The 13,486-nt window shown below is 63.3% G+C and carries 16 protein-coding genes; 11 read left to right on the plus strand and 5 right to left on the minus strand.

What is annotated here, in order from left to right; all coding sequences use genetic code 11:
* Positions 1-389 precede the first annotated feature (389 nt).
* The gene (locus tag N5D53_RS26750; RefSeq protein ID WP_064491842.1) at positions 390-626 is read right to left on the minus strand and encodes a YdcH family protein; all 237 of its coding nucleotides are present in this window, start codon (positions 624-626) and stop codon (positions 390-392) included.
* Positions 627-878: 252 nt separating this feature from the next.
* On the opposite strand from N5D53_RS26750, the gene N5D53_RS26755 reads away from it, so the two are divergent.
* The 4 genes from N5D53_RS26755 (at position 879) to N5D53_RS26770 (ending at position 5,053) form a co-directional block, all read left to right on the plus strand.
* On the plus strand, positions 879-2,516 hold the full coding sequence (locus N5D53_RS26755; protein ID WP_190869626.1) for a phosphoethanolamine--lipid A transferase: 1,638 nt from the start codon (positions 879-881) through the stop codon (positions 2,514-2,516).
* A 178-nt stretch (positions 2,517-2,694) separates the two neighbouring features.
* Entirely contained in the window at positions 2,695-3,828 is a 1,134-nt protein-coding gene (gene rnd / locus N5D53_RS26760; protein WP_010955259.1) for a ribonuclease D, read from the plus strand.
* Entirely contained in the window at positions 3,825-4,118 is a 294-nt protein-coding gene (locus N5D53_RS26765; RefSeq protein WP_010955258.1) for a YcgL domain-containing protein, read from the plus strand. Before rnd ends, N5D53_RS26765 begins: the two co-directional genes overlap by 4 nt.
* A 2-nt stretch (positions 4,119-4,120) precedes the next feature.
* Positions 4,121-5,053: a D-2-hydroxyacid dehydrogenase gene (locus tag N5D53_RS26770; protein ID WP_190869625.1), complete on the plus strand. Its 933-nt coding sequence runs from the start codon at positions 4,121-4,123 to the stop codon at positions 5,051-5,053.
* 114 nt (positions 5,054-5,167) lie between these two features.
* Here the strand turns inward: N5D53_RS26770 and N5D53_RS26775 are convergent, their stop codons facing one another.
* A complete protein-coding gene (locus tag N5D53_RS26775) occupies positions 5,168-5,761 on the minus strand; it encodes a nitroreductase family protein (RefSeq protein WP_014590030.1) in 594 nt (197 codons plus the stop codon).
* Positions 5,762-5,906: 145 nt separating this feature from the next.
* Here N5D53_RS26775 and N5D53_RS26780 point away from each other — a divergent pair, with 145 nt between their 5' ends.
* From N5D53_RS26780 to N5D53_RS26790, 3 genes are read left to right on the plus strand one after another with little or no spacing between them, the layout of a single operon-like run.
* Positions 5,907-6,356 carry a YcgN family cysteine cluster protein gene (locus N5D53_RS26780; RefSeq protein WP_014590031.1) on the plus strand — a complete coding sequence of 150 codons (450 nt, stop codon included), beginning with the start codon at positions 5,907-5,909 and terminating at the stop codon, positions 6,354-6,356.
* Between the two features lie 41 nt (positions 6,357-6,397).
* Positions 6,398-7,606, plus strand: a complete 1,209-nt coding sequence (locus N5D53_RS26785) for a hypothetical protein (RefSeq protein WP_190869624.1) — start codon at positions 6,398-6,400, stop codon at positions 7,604-7,606.
* A 2-nt stretch (positions 7,607-7,608) separates the two neighbouring features.
* Positions 7,609-7,827, plus strand: coding sequence for an aldehyde dehydrogenase family protein (locus N5D53_RS26790; RefSeq protein ID WP_121161120.1), 219 nt, complete (start codon positions 7,609-7,611; stop codon positions 7,825-7,827).
* A 64-nt stretch (positions 7,828-7,891) separates the two neighbouring features.
* Here the strand turns inward: N5D53_RS26790 and N5D53_RS26795 are convergent, their stop codons facing one another.
* Positions 7,892-8,362, minus strand: coding sequence for an RNA methyltransferase (locus N5D53_RS26795; protein ID WP_010955253.1), 471 nt, complete (start codon positions 8,360-8,362; stop codon positions 7,892-7,894).
* 71 nt (positions 8,363-8,433) lie between these two features.
* Positions 8,434-8,805 carry a YajD family HNH nuclease gene (locus tag N5D53_RS26800; protein WP_003254676.1) on the minus strand — a complete coding sequence of 124 codons (372 nt, stop codon included), beginning with the start codon at positions 8,803-8,805 and terminating at the stop codon, positions 8,434-8,436.
* 132 nt (positions 8,806-8,937) lie between these two features.
* Here N5D53_RS26800 and N5D53_RS26805 point away from each other — a divergent pair, with 132 nt between their 5' ends.
* Positions 8,938-9,216 carry a hypothetical protein gene (locus N5D53_RS26805; RefSeq protein WP_104960989.1) on the plus strand — a complete coding sequence of 93 codons (279 nt, stop codon included), beginning with the start codon at positions 8,938-8,940 and terminating at the stop codon, positions 9,214-9,216.
* Positions 9,217-9,396: 180 nt separating this feature from the next.
* On the opposite strand, the gene N5D53_RS26810 is transcribed toward N5D53_RS26805, so the two are convergent.
* The gene (locus N5D53_RS26810) at positions 9,397-11,439 is read right to left on the minus strand and encodes a S9 family peptidase (RefSeq protein ID WP_104960990.1); all 2,043 of its coding nucleotides are present in this window, start codon (positions 11,437-11,439) and stop codon (positions 9,397-9,399) included.
* A 178-nt stretch (positions 11,440-11,617) separates the two neighbouring features.
* On the opposite strand from N5D53_RS26810, the gene N5D53_RS26815 reads away from it, so the two are divergent.
* From N5D53_RS26815 to N5D53_RS26825, 3 genes are read left to right on the plus strand one after another with little or no spacing between them, the layout of a single operon-like run.
* Positions 11,618-12,115, plus strand: a complete 498-nt coding sequence (locus N5D53_RS26815; RefSeq protein ID WP_104960991.1) for an MFS transporter — start codon at positions 11,618-11,620, stop codon at positions 12,113-12,115.
* Positions 12,116-12,129: 14 nt separating this feature from the next.
* Positions 12,130-12,903, plus strand: coding sequence for a class II glutamine amidotransferase (locus tag N5D53_RS26820; RefSeq protein WP_010955250.1), 774 nt, complete (start codon positions 12,130-12,132; stop codon positions 12,901-12,903).
* A 9-nt stretch (positions 12,904-12,912) separates the two neighbouring features.
* Entirely contained in the window at positions 12,913-13,434 is a 522-nt protein-coding gene (locus tag N5D53_RS26825) for a DUF2937 family protein (RefSeq protein ID WP_003254669.1), read from the plus strand.
* Positions 13,435-13,486 lie beyond the last annotated feature (52 nt).

Here is a 13,486-nt window from a genome sequence, read left to right on the forward strand (position 1 = left end):
TACGGTGGCGGCGGCAACGGTGAACGGCCAGGGACATTGGCCAGCAGGCCCGGCCCTTTCGCGGGTGAACCCGCTCCTACGACGGTCTGCGCATTGGCGTAGGTGCGGGTTTACCCGCGAATACGGTGGCGGCGACAACGGTGAACGGCCAGGGACATTGGCCAGCAGGTCCGGCCCTTTCGCGGTAAACCCGCTCCTACGACGGTCTGCGCATTGGCGTAGGAGCGGGTTTACCCGCGAATACGGTGGCGGCGACAACGGTGAACGGCCAGGGACATTGGCCAGCAGGTCCGGCCCTTTCGCGGGTAAACCCGCTCCTACGACGGTCTGCGCATCGGTGTAGGAGCGGGTTTGCCCGCGAAGAGGCCGGTGGATTCAATAGATGCCTGTCAGGATTTGGGCGGATGAATGATCCGTTCGATCTTGTCCTTGATCAGCAACCTTTCCTTGCGCAGGCGGTTGACCGTCTCGTCGTTGGTGCCGTTGCCTTCGGCGGCGACCACCTCCTTGTCCTTGGCGTTGTACTCCTTGTGCAGTTTGTGCAGGTCCTGATCCTTCTCTATGAGTGCCTGGAATGCATCAGCGGTAACGTGCAGGTCAGCGAGCAGATCGTGCGGAACTGGCATTTCTTCACCTCTGTCAGGGTTGTCGGTAAGGTCCTGACCATTGAGGATAGCTGTCTTTGCGCAGGCTTGTGACGGTGGTCCAGGCTGAATGGCAGCTGAATGGTTTTGAGATAATCGATAAAAGACACACCCTCACGAAATTGTTACCGACTTTTTCACAAAAAATTGATGACGTGCTTTCTAGAGTTCGCCCAACTTTCCCACAGTGCCACCTGGCCTGGGGGTGATCATCACTCTTGATAGCGAACGCTGATGCTCAACTTCAAATCCCTGCGGACTGAATGGGTCACGCTGCTGGCCAGTCTTTATCTGCTGATTGGCTTCAACATGTTCCTCTGGGAGCACCTGCAAGCGGCGGTTCCTGCTGGCCTGTCAGGGTTGTGGCTGAGTCTGGCGTTTGCTGTGCTGATGCTCTTCGCCTTCAATCTCATACTCACGTTACTTGCCTTCCGGTATGTATTGAAGCCGGTACTTATCGTGTTGTTCATGAGTGGCGCGGGCGTGGCTTACTTCATGAACCAGTACGGCGTACTTATTGACGCCGGCATGTTCCGTAATATGGCCGAGACCAATGTTGCGGAAGTGCGCGACTTGATGTCGTTCAAGTTTGCCGCGTATATCCTGCTGCTGGGTGTGCTGCCATCGGTGCTGCTGTGGAAGGCGCAGATCGCCTACCGCCCCTGGCACCGCGAGCTGCTGGGCAAGTTGGTGGTCAGTGGTGCCTGTGTAGTGACCATTGGCTCGGTCGCGTTGGTCAACTATCAAGGGCTGTCGTCGCTGTTTCGCAATCACCATGAATTGCGCCTGATGCTCACCCCCAGCAATATCGTCGGGGCCTCCATTGGTTATGTCAGCGAGCGTGTCGGTACGGCCTCGCGCCCGTTCCAGCATTATGGCGAAGATGCCAAGCGTGATGCGGCCTGGCAAAAACATGAGCGCAAGTCGCTGACCGTGCTGGTGGTCGGGGAAAGTGCCCGGGCAGACCATTTCGGCGTGCTGGGCTATGACCGCGATACCACGCCCAATCTCGCCAAAGAGCAGGGCCTGCTGGCGTTTTCCGACGTGCACTCGTGCGGTACGGAAACGGCGGTTTCGGTGCCTTGCATGTTCTCGGGCATGAAGCGCAAGGACTACGACGCCCGCGTAGCGAAGAACCGCGAAGGGCTGTTGGACATCCTGCAGCGTGCCGGCCTGGCCGTGCAGTGGCGTGACAACCAGTCGGGCTGCAAAGGCACCTGCGATCGCGTGCAGTTCATCGACGTCAGCAACCTCAAGGACCCGCAGCTGTGCGCCGATGGCGAATGCCATGACCAGATCCTGCTGCAAGGCCTGGACGCGTTGATCGACAACCTCGACAAGGACACCGTGCTGGTGCTGCACCAGATGGGCAGCCACGGCCCCGAGTACTTCAAGCGCTACCCCAGTGATGGCGAGCGCTTCACCCCGGTGTGCCAGAGCAACGCGTTGAACCAGTGCAGCGAGGAGGAAATCATCAACGGGTACGACAACACCCTGGCCTATACCGACAAGGTGCTGGCCTCGCTGATCGATACCCTGCGCAGCAAGCAAGACAAGGTCGATACCGCGATGATCTACCTGTCCGACCACGGCGAGTCGCTGGGTGAGTACAACCTGTTCCTGCACGGCACGCCGTACGCCATCGCTCCCGAGCAGCAGAAGCACATACCACTGCTGACCTGGTTCTCCGACAGCTACAAGGAGGACTTCGGCGTCGATACCGACTGCCTGGCACGGCTCAGCGATGCCCCGCTGTCCCAGGACAACCTGTTCCACTCGATGCTTGGCCTGTTGCAGGTACATACCGAGCTCTACCAGCAGTCGCTGGACATGTTCGCCGGTTGCCGGCCTTGGCTGGCGGCCAAGCGCTGAAGCCCTGTGGGAGCGGGCAAGCCTGCGAACCCGGGCACGCCCGGGCCATACACCGTGTTGCCTTACATTCGCGGGCGCGCCCGCTCCCACAGGGTGGACTGCCCCCGAAAAGCGGGACAGTTTCACCCGCAGTGCCCGCGCCGTATATACTGCGCGCCAATGTTAGTGGGAGAGCCTTGTGGCCATCGAAATTCACTGGATCCGTGACGACCAGAGCCTGGCCGAACACTGCCGCGACTGGCACCAACTGCCCTTCGTCGCCGTCGACACCGAATTCATGCGGGTAGACACCTTTTACCCGAAAGCCGGGCTGATCCAGATCGGCGACGGCCAACGCGCCTTCCTGATCGACCCGCTGCTGATCGGCAACTGGCAACCCTTGGCCGACCTGCTGGAAGACAGCGCTGTGGTCAAGGTGCTGCACGCCTGCAGCGAAGACCTCGAGGTGCTGCTGCGCCTGACCGGCAAGCTGCCTCAGCCGCTGTTCGACACTCAGCTGGCCGCCGGTTACCTGAACCTGGGCTTCTCGATGGGCTATTCGCGCCTGGTGCAGGAAGTGCTGGGCATCGAATTGCCCAAAGGCGAAACCCGTTCCGACTGGCTGCAACGCCCGCTCTCGGAAACCCAGGTCAGCTACGCTGCCGAAGATGCCGTGCACCTGGCCGAGCTTTTCACCGTGCTGCGCCCGCGGCTGAGTGACGACAAGTATGCCTGGGTGCTGGAAGACGGCGCCGAGCTGGTGGCTGCGTTGCGCCGTGAAGTCGAGCCCGAAAGCCTGTACCGCGACGTCAAGCTGGCCTGGAAGCTGGCGCCTCAACAACTGGCAGTGCTACGTGAGCTGTGCGCCTGGCGCGAACGCGAAGCGCGCAACCGCGATGTGCCGCGTAATCGTATCCTCAAGGAGCACTCGCTCTGGCCCATGGCCAAAAGCCAGCCGAACAACCTGTCGGCCTTGGCCAAGATCGACGAGATGCACCCGCGCACCATTCGTCAGGACGGTGAGTTCCTCATCCAGCTGATCAAGCGCGCCGCCAGCCTGCCTGCCGAGCAATGGCCTGCGCCCTTGCCCGAGCCGCTGCCGATCGAGGCTGCTGGCCTTCTCAAGCAGCTGCGCGCCATCGGCCAGGCCGAAGGCGAGCGCCTGGGGATTGCACCCGAGCTGATGCTGCGCAAGAAAGCCCTGGAGGCGCTGCTCAAGAGCGGATACCCCAATGGCCCTTATCAACTGCCCGATTCGCTGCGCGGCTGGCGCCGTGAGCGCATGGGCCAGGCCCTGCTGGACAACCTGGCAGGTGCCGGAGAAACCCGATGAAACGCATTTGCTCGATCTACAAGAGCCCACGCAAGAACGAAATGTACCTGTACGTACTCAAGGCTGACGGCCTGGAACGCGTGCCTGAAGGCCTGCTGCCGTTCTTCGGCACCCCCGTGCACGCTTTCGACCTGGTGCTTACCCCTGAGCGCAAACTGGCCCGCGAGGACATCACCAAGGTGCTGGAGAACCTCGAAAGCCAAGGCTACCACCTGCAGATGCCGCCGCTGGAAGATGAGTACATCGAGCACCTGCCCGAAGAGCTGCTGCGCCGCAACGACCCCGTCTGACCATGCGCGTACTGATCGCTGAGCATGACCATGCTCGATACGCCGGGCTTTTGCGCGCAGCCGCGCCTGACGTGGACGTTGTGACCAGCGGCGACTCTGCCGAACTGGCCCGCCAGGCACCGCAGTGCCCGGTGTGGCTGGGCCAGCCGGACTTGCTGGCCAGTCTGCTGCGCCAAGGCCACAAGCCGGGCTGGATACAGTCGACATGGGCCGGTATCACGCCGTTGCTGGCCGACGGCCTGCCGCGTGATTACCGCCTGAGCCGCGCAGTTGGCATATTTGGTCAGGTGATGGCCGAGTACATGCTCACCTATATGCTAGGCCATGAGCGTGAGGTGTTGTCGCGCCTGGTCAGCCAGGTCGAGCGGCGCTGGGATGACCGCCCGGGGCGCAGCCTGGAAGGGCGCAAGGTCCTCATTGTCGGGGCGGGTGACATTGGTCAGCGTGTGGCCGAGTTCCTGCAGCCGTTTGGTGTGGAGCTGTACGGGGTTGCCAGCAGCGCCCGTGAACAGGCCCCGTTCGTCGAGGTGGCGGCGCTGGCCGACCTGCCGCGCATGGTCGGCCAGGTCGACTATGTGCTGAACCTGCTGCCGGATACCCCGGCGACTCATGACCTGTATGACGCCGCGCTGTTCAAGTGCTTCCAGCCCTCGGCCTTGTTCATCAATGCCGGGCGTGGTGTGGCGGTGGTCGATGCCGACCTGGTCGAGGCGTTGAAAGAGGGCCATCTGGCCGGTGCGGTGATCGATGTGTGCCGCCAGGAGCCGTTGCCCAAGCAACACCCGTTCTGGACCGCTTGGGGCTTGCTGCTGACCGGGCACAGCTCGGCGCCCACCTCGCCGACAGCGATGGTGCGCTTGTTTGTCGAGAATGTGCGGGCTTATGAAGCGGGGCAGGGGTTGCGGGGTGAAGTCGATTTCGCCCGGGGCTACTGATCGCTGCGGCCTGTACCGGCCTCTTCGCGGGTAAACCCGCTCCAGCTCAGGGTGGTGATACCCCCCGTAGGAGCGGGCTTGCCCGCGAAGAGGCCAGCCCTGCCAACACAAACCTTACAGGCTGAAATCGCCTTCAGCAGCCAGCTCGCTCAGCGGCTTGCGCGGGCTCGGCACTTCACGCGCCTGCAGGGCTTCATCCAGGCTGGCCTTGTCCCCCAGCTTGCCGATCGCCACCATGGCATGCAGTACGTAACCCTCGGGAATCTTCAGTTCCTGACGTGCCAGGTCCTGATCGAAGCCGGCCATGCCATGGGTATGCCAGCCGCTGATGCTGGCCTGCAGGGCCAGGTGCCCCCAGGCAGAGCCCGTGTCGAAGGTGTGCCACAGCGCCGGTTTTTCTTCCGTAGCGCCCGGGGCCGCGAACGTGGTCTTGGAAATGACCAGCACCAGCGCCGACGCCTGTTGCGCCCAGCTGCGATTGAAGGGCACCAGCAGGCTCAGGTAACGCTCCCAGTTCGGCGTGTCGCGGCGGGCATACAGGAAGCGCCAAGGCTGCGAGTTATAGGCCGAAGGTGCCCAGCGGGCGGCTTCGAGGAAGCTCAGCAGGGTTTCTTCGCTGATCGGCTCGGCGGTGAAGGCGCGTGGCGACCAGCGGTTGATGAACTGCTCGTTGATGGCGTAATCGGCAATGCGGGGGTTGGCGCTCATGGCGGCTCCTGCAAACGGACGGGAAAAGCGCACGCTACTGCGTGCCGTCGCGACTGACAAGCGGTCTGGCTTTGCCGAAGGCCAGGCTCTAGACTGGCGCCGCCGCGCGCCGTGGCCCCCAAGATGAAGGCAGGAACCTTGTGTGATGATCGCTGAAAACGCGCCGTTCTGGCGGCGCAAGACCCTCGAAGAACTCAGCCAGCAAGAGTGGGAGTCGCTGTGCGATGGCTGCGGCCTGTGCTGCCTGCAAAAGCTCGAGGACGAAGACGACAACAGCGTCTATTACACGCGCATCGCCTGCAAATTGCTGGACCTGAATACCTGCCAGTGCAGCGACTACCCCAACCGCTTCGCCCAAGTGCCAGACTGCATCCAGCTCACCCCGGGCAAGGCCGACCAGTTCAAGTGGCTGCCGAGTACCTGCGGTTACCGTCTGGTCAGTGAGGGCAAGGACTTGCCGGCCTGGCATCACCTGGTTTGTGGCGACCGGCAACAGGTTCATGAACAGCGCATTTCCCAGTCGGGACGTATGCTCAGTGAACACGATGTGCACGAAGACGACTGGGAAGACCACCTGATCTTTCGCGCCAGCTGACCGGCGCGGCCCGCTGCCTCGGGGAAACAAGGAGTTTCTGTATGCGTTGCCACCTGATGTTGCTGTTGGGCCTGATGGCCAGTTCGCCGGCCTGGGCGAAAAAGATCGACCTCGACTACCAGGTGCGCTTGCTGCCTGCCAGCGGCCAGGCCGAGGTCCGCGTGACATTGGCCGAAGGCAGCGCCGTGCGCAGCCTGGACTTCGACCTGGGCAAGGCTGGGGCCTACAGCGGCTTCCAGGCTGATGGGCAATGGCAGCTGAAGGGGCAACGTGGTATCTGGCAGCCAGCGGCCGGCAAGACCAGCCTCAGCTACCGTGTGCAACTGGACCAGAAGCTGGCCAGCGGCGCCTATTCATCGCGCATCACCCCGCACTGGGCACTGTTCCTCGGCGACCAGCTGATACCCCCTGCGCGCCTCGACCAGCAGGATGGTACCGAGCTGGTGGCGCGCCTGGCTTTCGACCTGCCCGAGGGCTGGAAGAGCATCGAAACGTCCTGGCCGCGCATCGGCAAGGGGAAGTTTCGCATCGACAACGTGTCGCGCCTGTTCGATCGCCCGACCGGCTGGATGCTTGCCGGCGACCTGGGCAGCCGCCGCGCCCGCCTGGGCGAGACCGAAGTGACCGTGGCCGCGCCGGTGGGACAGGGCATGCGGCGCATGGACAGCCTGACCTTGCTCACATTCGTCTGGCCACAACTACAAGCTGTGTTCCCGCGTAACCCGCCCAAGCTGCTGTTGGTCGGGGCGCGTGACGGCATGTGGCGAGGGGCTATGGCTGCGCAGGGCTCGTTGTACCTGAACAGTGCCCGGCCCATGGTCAGCGAAAACGGCAATAGCCCGTTGCTGCGCGAATTGGTGCAACTGTTCGCGCAGATTCACGGGCGTGACGGCAGTGACTGGCTGGTAGAGAGCCTGACCGATTATTACGCCAACGAGTTGCTACGCCGCTCGGGCGGGATGAGTGATGACCGCTACCAGGTCTGGCAGGCGCGTCTGAGCAAGCAGGGCGCCAAGGTCAACCGGCTCAAGGGTGAACGCGCAAGCCCGGCCCAGGTGGCCCGCGGCGTGATGCTGTTGCAGGCGCTGGACAAGGAAATCCGCATTCACACCCAGGCCAAACGTTCGTTGGATGATGTGGTGCGTGGGCTGATGCGCCTGCCCAGCGTCAGTACCGAAGACTTCGTGCAGATCAGCGAGAACGTGCTGGGGCGGCGTTCCGATGTGCTGCAGAGCAAGGTGCTGCACTAGGCATCCCTGCGCCTGACAATCGGCAGGGCGGCATCGTCTGCAAGTCGCATTTCAAGCGAATCAAGTCGTACCTGGAATATACCGCGGAGCAGAAACTCAGCATTGTTCACGGGGCGAAACCGAGGAGGGGGAGCGTGCAGCCAACCATCGTCGGCAACGTTGATTGCGACAACCCATGGTTTGTCGAGGCAATGTTCGGCCCGGTTTCGGTGCTGTTCTGACGGAGCTCAGCACTCGGTCGCCCTGTGTTGGCAGGTCTGTCCTGTTGCCGCAGTGGCGGCCTTTCTATTTGAACTTGGGCCCCGAACGGGTATTCAGCCCCTTGGCCATGCGGTCATACAGCACCACATTCACCGTCGCCGCCAGGTTCATGCAGCCCTCGGTCGGGATGTAGATAGTCTCTTCACACCATCCCCGCACGTCTTCGCTCAACGAGCCGTCCTCTGGCCCGAAGATGTAAATGGCCCGGTCCGGATGGGTGTAATCCGGCAATGGCCGCGCACCCTCTACCAGTTCCACCGCCACGGGCGTGCAGCCCAGCGGGATAATGCGCTGCAGGTCGTCGATGCCGATCAGCGGGATGTCGTAGTGCACGCGCTTGGTGTCGGTGACGAAGTCACGTGCGCGTTCATAGCGTTTGCCCGTGTAGAACACCGAATTGACGCCATAGCAGCCCGCGGCGCGCATCACAGAGCCGACGTTTTCTGCCGACTTGGGGTTGAACAGGCCGATGCAGCTGTATCGTTTGTTTGCCACGTACCGGGGCCCTTCGCGAAAAAAGCGCGATTATACGGGCTGCCCGGTAACAGCGGGGGGCGAATCGATGGTCAGTCTTTCTTCAGCATGCCCGCCAGCCCGGCAAACGGGTTGTGCGTAGCCTTGGCAATGCTCGGGGTGCTGGTGGAGCCTTCGCTGAAGTACTGCTGGTCGGTGTAGCGCGAGTGCTCGTTGTCGTGGCAGTACAGGCACAGCAGCTCCCAGTTGGAGCCGTCCTGAGGATTGTTGTCGTGGTTGTGGTCACGGTGATGCACGGTCAGCTCGCTCAGGCGCTTGCCGGCGAACTCGCGGGCGCAGCGGCCGCACACGTGCGGGTACATTCTCAGGGCCTTGTCGCGGTAGCCCATTTCCTTGTCGCGCTTGGCATCGGCCAGGATGCGGTCGAGGCGCGCGGTAGCGGCGGCAGAAGAGGTGGAGCTCATGGTGTTTCCTTTGTTCTGATCAGGCAGGTGACGGTTATGCCATTGAGTCTAGCGCGCTTGCAGGTCAGGCGGACAGGCGAAAGCGTTGATTTAGGCGTAGCCTGTAGAAAGGTTCCCGACAGGAGGTTGCTGATGTTTCACGCGATCCTCGCCGCGCTGTTGATGGCTGGCCTGCCCCTGGCAGAAGCTGCCAGCCCGCCACCCAGGCTCACGCCGCCAGTACCCGGCGCGCCCGGTACGCCGACGCCTACGCCATACCCGCAGATTACCCCGAGCACACCGCCCAAGGCTTATGACAGCCAGCCGGGGGCGCCCTTGTTGCCGCCGATGCCAGTGCCCGGCCCGCCGAAGGACCAGCCATTGCCCGGGTTGCGGCCGGAGCCGCCGAAGCCGCCGGCCCAGAATGATTGAGCATGAGCGGCCCACGCCGTCATCATGTTGGAGCAACTGTCTTGCTCAATTTCTGAAAGCTGGCGCGTTTGGGAGCGGGCTTGCCCGCGAACACGGGCGAAGCCCGTGCCATCCACCACGGTGTTGGCTTCGCGGGCTTGCCCGCTCCCACAGCGATCGCGGGGGTGCTCAAACCTGAGTTTAGGCAATACCCAGCTCGCCAAACACGAACGCATACTCCAGGGCCACATCCTTCAACCCCTGGTACCGCCCGCTCATCCCGCCATGCCCAGCCCCCATCTCGGTCTTGAGCAGCAGCAGGTTGCTGTCGGTCTTGAGCGTGCGCAACTTCGCCACCCATTTGGCCGCCTCCCAATACTGCACGCGGCTGTCGTTGTAGCCCGCCACCACCAGCATCGCCGGGTAGGCCTGCGCTTTCAGGTTCTCGTACGGCGCATAAGCCTTGATCCGTTCATACACCTCCGGCTCCTCAGGGTTGCCCCATTCGTCGTACTCGGTCACGGTCAGCGGCAGCTCCGGGTCGAGCATGGTGTTGAGCACGTCGACGAACGGCACTTCGGCAATGGCGCAGCGGAACAGCTCCGGGCGCAGGTTGAGCACCGCGCCGATCAGCAGGCCGCCGGCGCTGCCACCACTGATGGCCAGGCGGTCGGCGGCAGTCACGCCCTGGCTGATCAGGTGCTCGGCGCAGGCGATGAAGTCGCTGAACGTGTTGTGCTTGTACTCCTGCTTGCCGGCACGGTACCAGGCCTCCCCCAGTTCACCACCACCTCGCACGTGGGCGATGGCAAAGGCCACGCCGCGCTCCAGCAGGCTCAGGCGCGCATGTGAGAACCAGGGGTCGAGGCTTTCGCCATAGGCGCCATAGCCGTACAGGTACAGTGGCACGGTCTTGCCCAGGTCCTGGCGGCGGCGTACCAGGCTGATCGGCACTTGGGTGCCGTCCGCTGCGGTTGCCCACAGGCGCTCACTGACATAGTCATCGGCATCGAATGCACCGAGCACCGGGGTTTGCTTGAGCACCACCTGGGCGCCCGTGGGCAACGTCAGTTGGCGCACCTGGGCCGGGCGGTTGAGCGCTTCGTAGCGCAAGCGTATGCGAGTGCTGGCAAATTCAAGGCTGTCCTGCACGTACAGGCTGTAGGCGGCGTCTGGCAATTCGACGCGGTAGGCCGGCAAGCCCTGCGGGCGTACTTCGATGATCGGCAGGCCGCCTTCGCGCAGGCTCAGGGTGAGGGCACCGGTGTTCAGGCTGAGGCCTTCGAGCATGACCGCGTCGCGGTGCGCCACCAGCACCTGCCACTGTTCGCGGCTTGGCACTGGCGCGGCTGGCGCGTGGTACAGTGCGAAGTTGATGCCATCCTGGTTGGTGCGGATGAACCAGCGCCACTGGCCGTCGAGTTGGCCATGGTCGGGGAAGTATTCGTGGCCTTCGACGCGCGGCGCCAGGCAGGTGAACGGCGCCTGCGGGGTTTCGGCGTCCAGCACCCAGGCCTCGCTGGTGGTCTTGCTGTTCAGCAGCAGCACCAGCTGGCGCTCGGAGCTGGTGCGGTAGCAGTGCAGGAAGAAACGCCCGTCTGGCTCTTCGAACACGGTGTGCGCGGCGTCGGTGCCCAAGGTGTGGCGACGCAGGCGCCATGGGCGGTGGGTGTCGTCCAGCTCTGCGAAGAAGAGCGTCTGGCTGTCGTTGGCCCAGGTCAGGCTACCGTCGCAGTCGTCGAAAGGCAGGGTGGTGACACGGCCACTGGCCAGGTCTTTGACGTATAGGGTATAGATTTCGTCGCCGCTGGTGTCGAGGCTATAGGCCAGCAGGCGGTGGTCGGGGCTGATGTTGAACGCGCCCAGGGAGAGGAAACCGCCGTTGGCCAGGGCGTTGGGGTCGAGCAGCAGTTGCTCCTGGCTTTCATCGACGGTGTTCGAGTCGTCGGCCGGACGTGGGCAGCGGTAGTGACGCGGGTATTCGTCGCCGGCGGTGGTACGGGTGTAGTACAGGTAGGGGCCCCAGGGCGCCGGCAATGACAGGTCGGTCTCCAGGATGCGGCCCTTGATTTCTTCGAACAGGCGCTCACGCAACGGTGCCTGGTCGGCCAGGCAGGCTTCCTGGTAGGCGTTTTCAGCTTGCAGGTAAGCGAGTACCTCGGGGGTGTCGCGCTGTTGCAGCCAGGCATACGGGTCGGTGGCCTGGTCGGCTTGGGCAATCGGGGGTTGGGGCTTGGTTGGCATTGAAGATCTCTTGATTGGAGTTGCCTGTGCCGGCCTCTTCGCGGGTAAACCCGCTCCTACAGGGGCGCACCGAGGTAGGAGCGGGTTTACCCGCGAAGAGGCCGGCACAGGCAAACACTGTCTGCGCCCGGAAAAGTGTTTATCATAGGCATCTCTTTGCCTGGCTTGCACGAACACCATGACCGAGAACGACTACACCTTCGCCTGGGGCTTGTACGCAATAGCCGCCTTAGGGTGCCTGCTGGTGGGCTTCAAGCTCACCGGCTGGATGTGGCGCTGGCTGCGCGAACCGCTACGCGTGGTGCTGGCGGTGCTGCTGCTGACCCCGACCATCGTCGACCCGGTCAAGGACAGCTTCGCCCCTGCAATCGCCATCACTGCGCTGGATGTCGCTTTCAAGGTCGGCAACAACGCCTGGCGCGCTGTGTCCGACTTCGCCATGTACGGCATGATCGCCTTCGGCCTGTACTTCCTCTTCGTGCTGCTGCGCTGGCCGCTGGAAAAGCGCGCGCACGCACGCCGTGAGCAGGCCGAAGCCGCCGCCAGGCGTCAGCAGGCCGAGGATGACCAGCTCGGCACCCAGGCGCCGCTGGCTGCCGAGCGCAGCGACCGTTACCGTGACGACTTGCCGGCAGCCGCTGCGCGTGGCGCAGGCCGGGTCGAGCCTCGTCTGTAAACGGAGACACGCCTATGTGCGAACTGCTGGGCATGAGTGCCAACGTCCCTACCGACATCGTTTTCAGCTTCACCGGCCTGATGCAGCGGGGCGGGCGAACCGGCCCGCACCGTGACGGCTGGGGGATAGGCTTTTACGAAGGCCGCGGCCTGCGCCTGTTCCAGGACCCGGCCGCGAGCAGCGAGTCGGAAGTGGCCAACCTGGTGCAGCGCTACCCGATCAAAAGCGAAGTGGTGATCGGTCATATCCGTCAGGCCAATGTCGGCAGGGTGTGCCTGTCCAACACCCACCCGTTCGTACGGGAAATGTGGGGCCGCAACTGGTGCTTCGCGCACAACGGCCAGCTGGGTGACTTCAAGGGCCTGGCCAGTTTTTACCGGCCAGTGGGCGACACCGACAGCGAAGCGGCCTTCTGCGACCTGCTCAACCGCATCCGCAGCGCTTTCCCCGAACCGGTGCCGGTGGAACAGCTGCTGCCAGTGCTGGTCGAAGCCTGTGCCGGCTACCGGGATCTGGGCGTGTTCAACTGCATGCTCAGCGACGGCGACTGGCTGTTCTGCTTCTGCTCGACCAAGCTGGTGCACATCACCCGCCGTGCGCCATTCGGTGCCGCACGGTTGAAGGATGTCGACCTGATCGTCGATTTTCATACCGAAACCACCCCCAACGACGTGGTCACGGTGATTGCCACCGAGGCCCTGACCGAGAACGAGACCTGGCACCGCTACGCGCCGGGTCAGTGGGCCCTGTGGCGGCACGGCGAGTGCGTGGCGCACGGCCAGAGCTAAGGACGCTGCATGTTCAGAAGTTACCTGCGATTGCTGTTGTTCACCTTCGGCCTGCTGGCCGGTATCCAGGTCCCGGGGCTGGTCAAGGACTATAGCCAGCGGGTCGAGGCGCATCTGTTCGAATCGCGCGAGGCGCTCGATGGGTTCCGGCAAACGGCCGAGCGCTTTTTCAAGGGCGACTTGCAGGCGCTGCTGCAGCACTACCGCAGCAGCGACGACCCGGTGTTCAACAGTGATGCCAACAGCATCGAAAGCCTGATGATCCGCAACGAACTGCTGGAAAACGAATGGCAGGTGCTGCAAGGGTCATGGGCCGAGCGTACCTGGCATGTGCTGGTACAGGCCGACCCGCAGTTGCGTGAAGAAACCCTCAATGGCTACAGCTACCAGATTCTGCTGGTGCCCGAGGCGATTGGCTGGGGTGTGGGTGCCGGTTTTGTGCTGGCCTTTGTGGTCGAAAGCCTGTTGCTGGGGATTGGCTGGCTGATCCTGGGCGGGCGGCGCAGGGTGGTGAAAGAGAGCTGGCGCTAAGTTCTGCTGTACCTGTAGCGGCCCTTTCGCGGGCTTGCCCGCTCCCACAGGT

Origin of the sequence: Pseudomonas sp. GD03862 (genome assembly GCF_029840855.1) — a bacterium.
In the GTDB taxonomy this organism is placed as follows: domain Bacteria; phylum Pseudomonadota; class Gammaproteobacteria; order Pseudomonadales; family Pseudomonadaceae; genus Aquipseudomonas; species Aquipseudomonas alloputida.

Coding starts and splice junctions, on each gene's coding strand:
- N5D53_RS26750 (WP_064491842.1), bottom strand. CDS start 626: ATGCCAGTTCCGCACGATCTGCTCGCTGACCTGCACGTTACCGCTGAT.
- N5D53_RS26755 (WP_190869626.1), top strand. CDS start 879: ATGCTCAACTTCAAATCCCTGCGGACTGAATGGGTCACGCTGCTGGCC.
- N5D53_RS26765 (WP_010955258.1), top strand. CDS start 3,825: ATGAAACGCATTTGCTCGATCTACAAGAGCCCACGCAAGAACGAAATG.
- N5D53_RS26770 (WP_190869625.1), top strand. CDS start 4,121: ATGCGCGTACTGATCGCTGAGCATGACCATGCTCGATACGCCGGGCTT.
- N5D53_RS26775 (WP_014590030.1), bottom strand. CDS start 5,761: ATGAGCGCCAACCCCCGCATTGCCGATTACGCCATCAACGAGCAGTTC.
- N5D53_RS26780 (WP_014590031.1), top strand. CDS start 5,907: ATGATCGCTGAAAACGCGCCGTTCTGGCGGCGCAAGACCCTCGAAGAA.
- N5D53_RS26785 (WP_190869624.1), top strand. CDS start 6,398: ATGCGTTGCCACCTGATGTTGCTGTTGGGCCTGATGGCCAGTTCGCCG.
- N5D53_RS26800 (WP_003254676.1), bottom strand. CDS start 8,805: ATGAGCTCCACCTCTTCTGCCGCCGCTACCGCGCGCCTCGACCGCATC.
- N5D53_RS26805 (WP_104960989.1), top strand. CDS start 8,938: ATGTTTCACGCGATCCTCGCCGCGCTGTTGATGGCTGGCCTGCCCCTG.
- N5D53_RS26810 (WP_104960990.1), bottom strand. CDS start 11,439: ATGCCAACCAAGCCCCAACCCCCGATTGCCCAAGCCGACCAGGCCACC.
- N5D53_RS26815 (WP_104960991.1), top strand. CDS start 11,618: ATGACCGAGAACGACTACACCTTCGCCTGGGGCTTGTACGCAATAGCC.
- N5D53_RS26820 (WP_010955250.1), top strand. CDS start 12,130: ATGTGCGAACTGCTGGGCATGAGTGCCAACGTCCCTACCGACATCGTT.
- N5D53_RS26825 (WP_003254669.1), top strand. CDS start 12,913: ATGTTCAGAAGTTACCTGCGATTGCTGTTGTTCACCTTCGGCCTGCTG.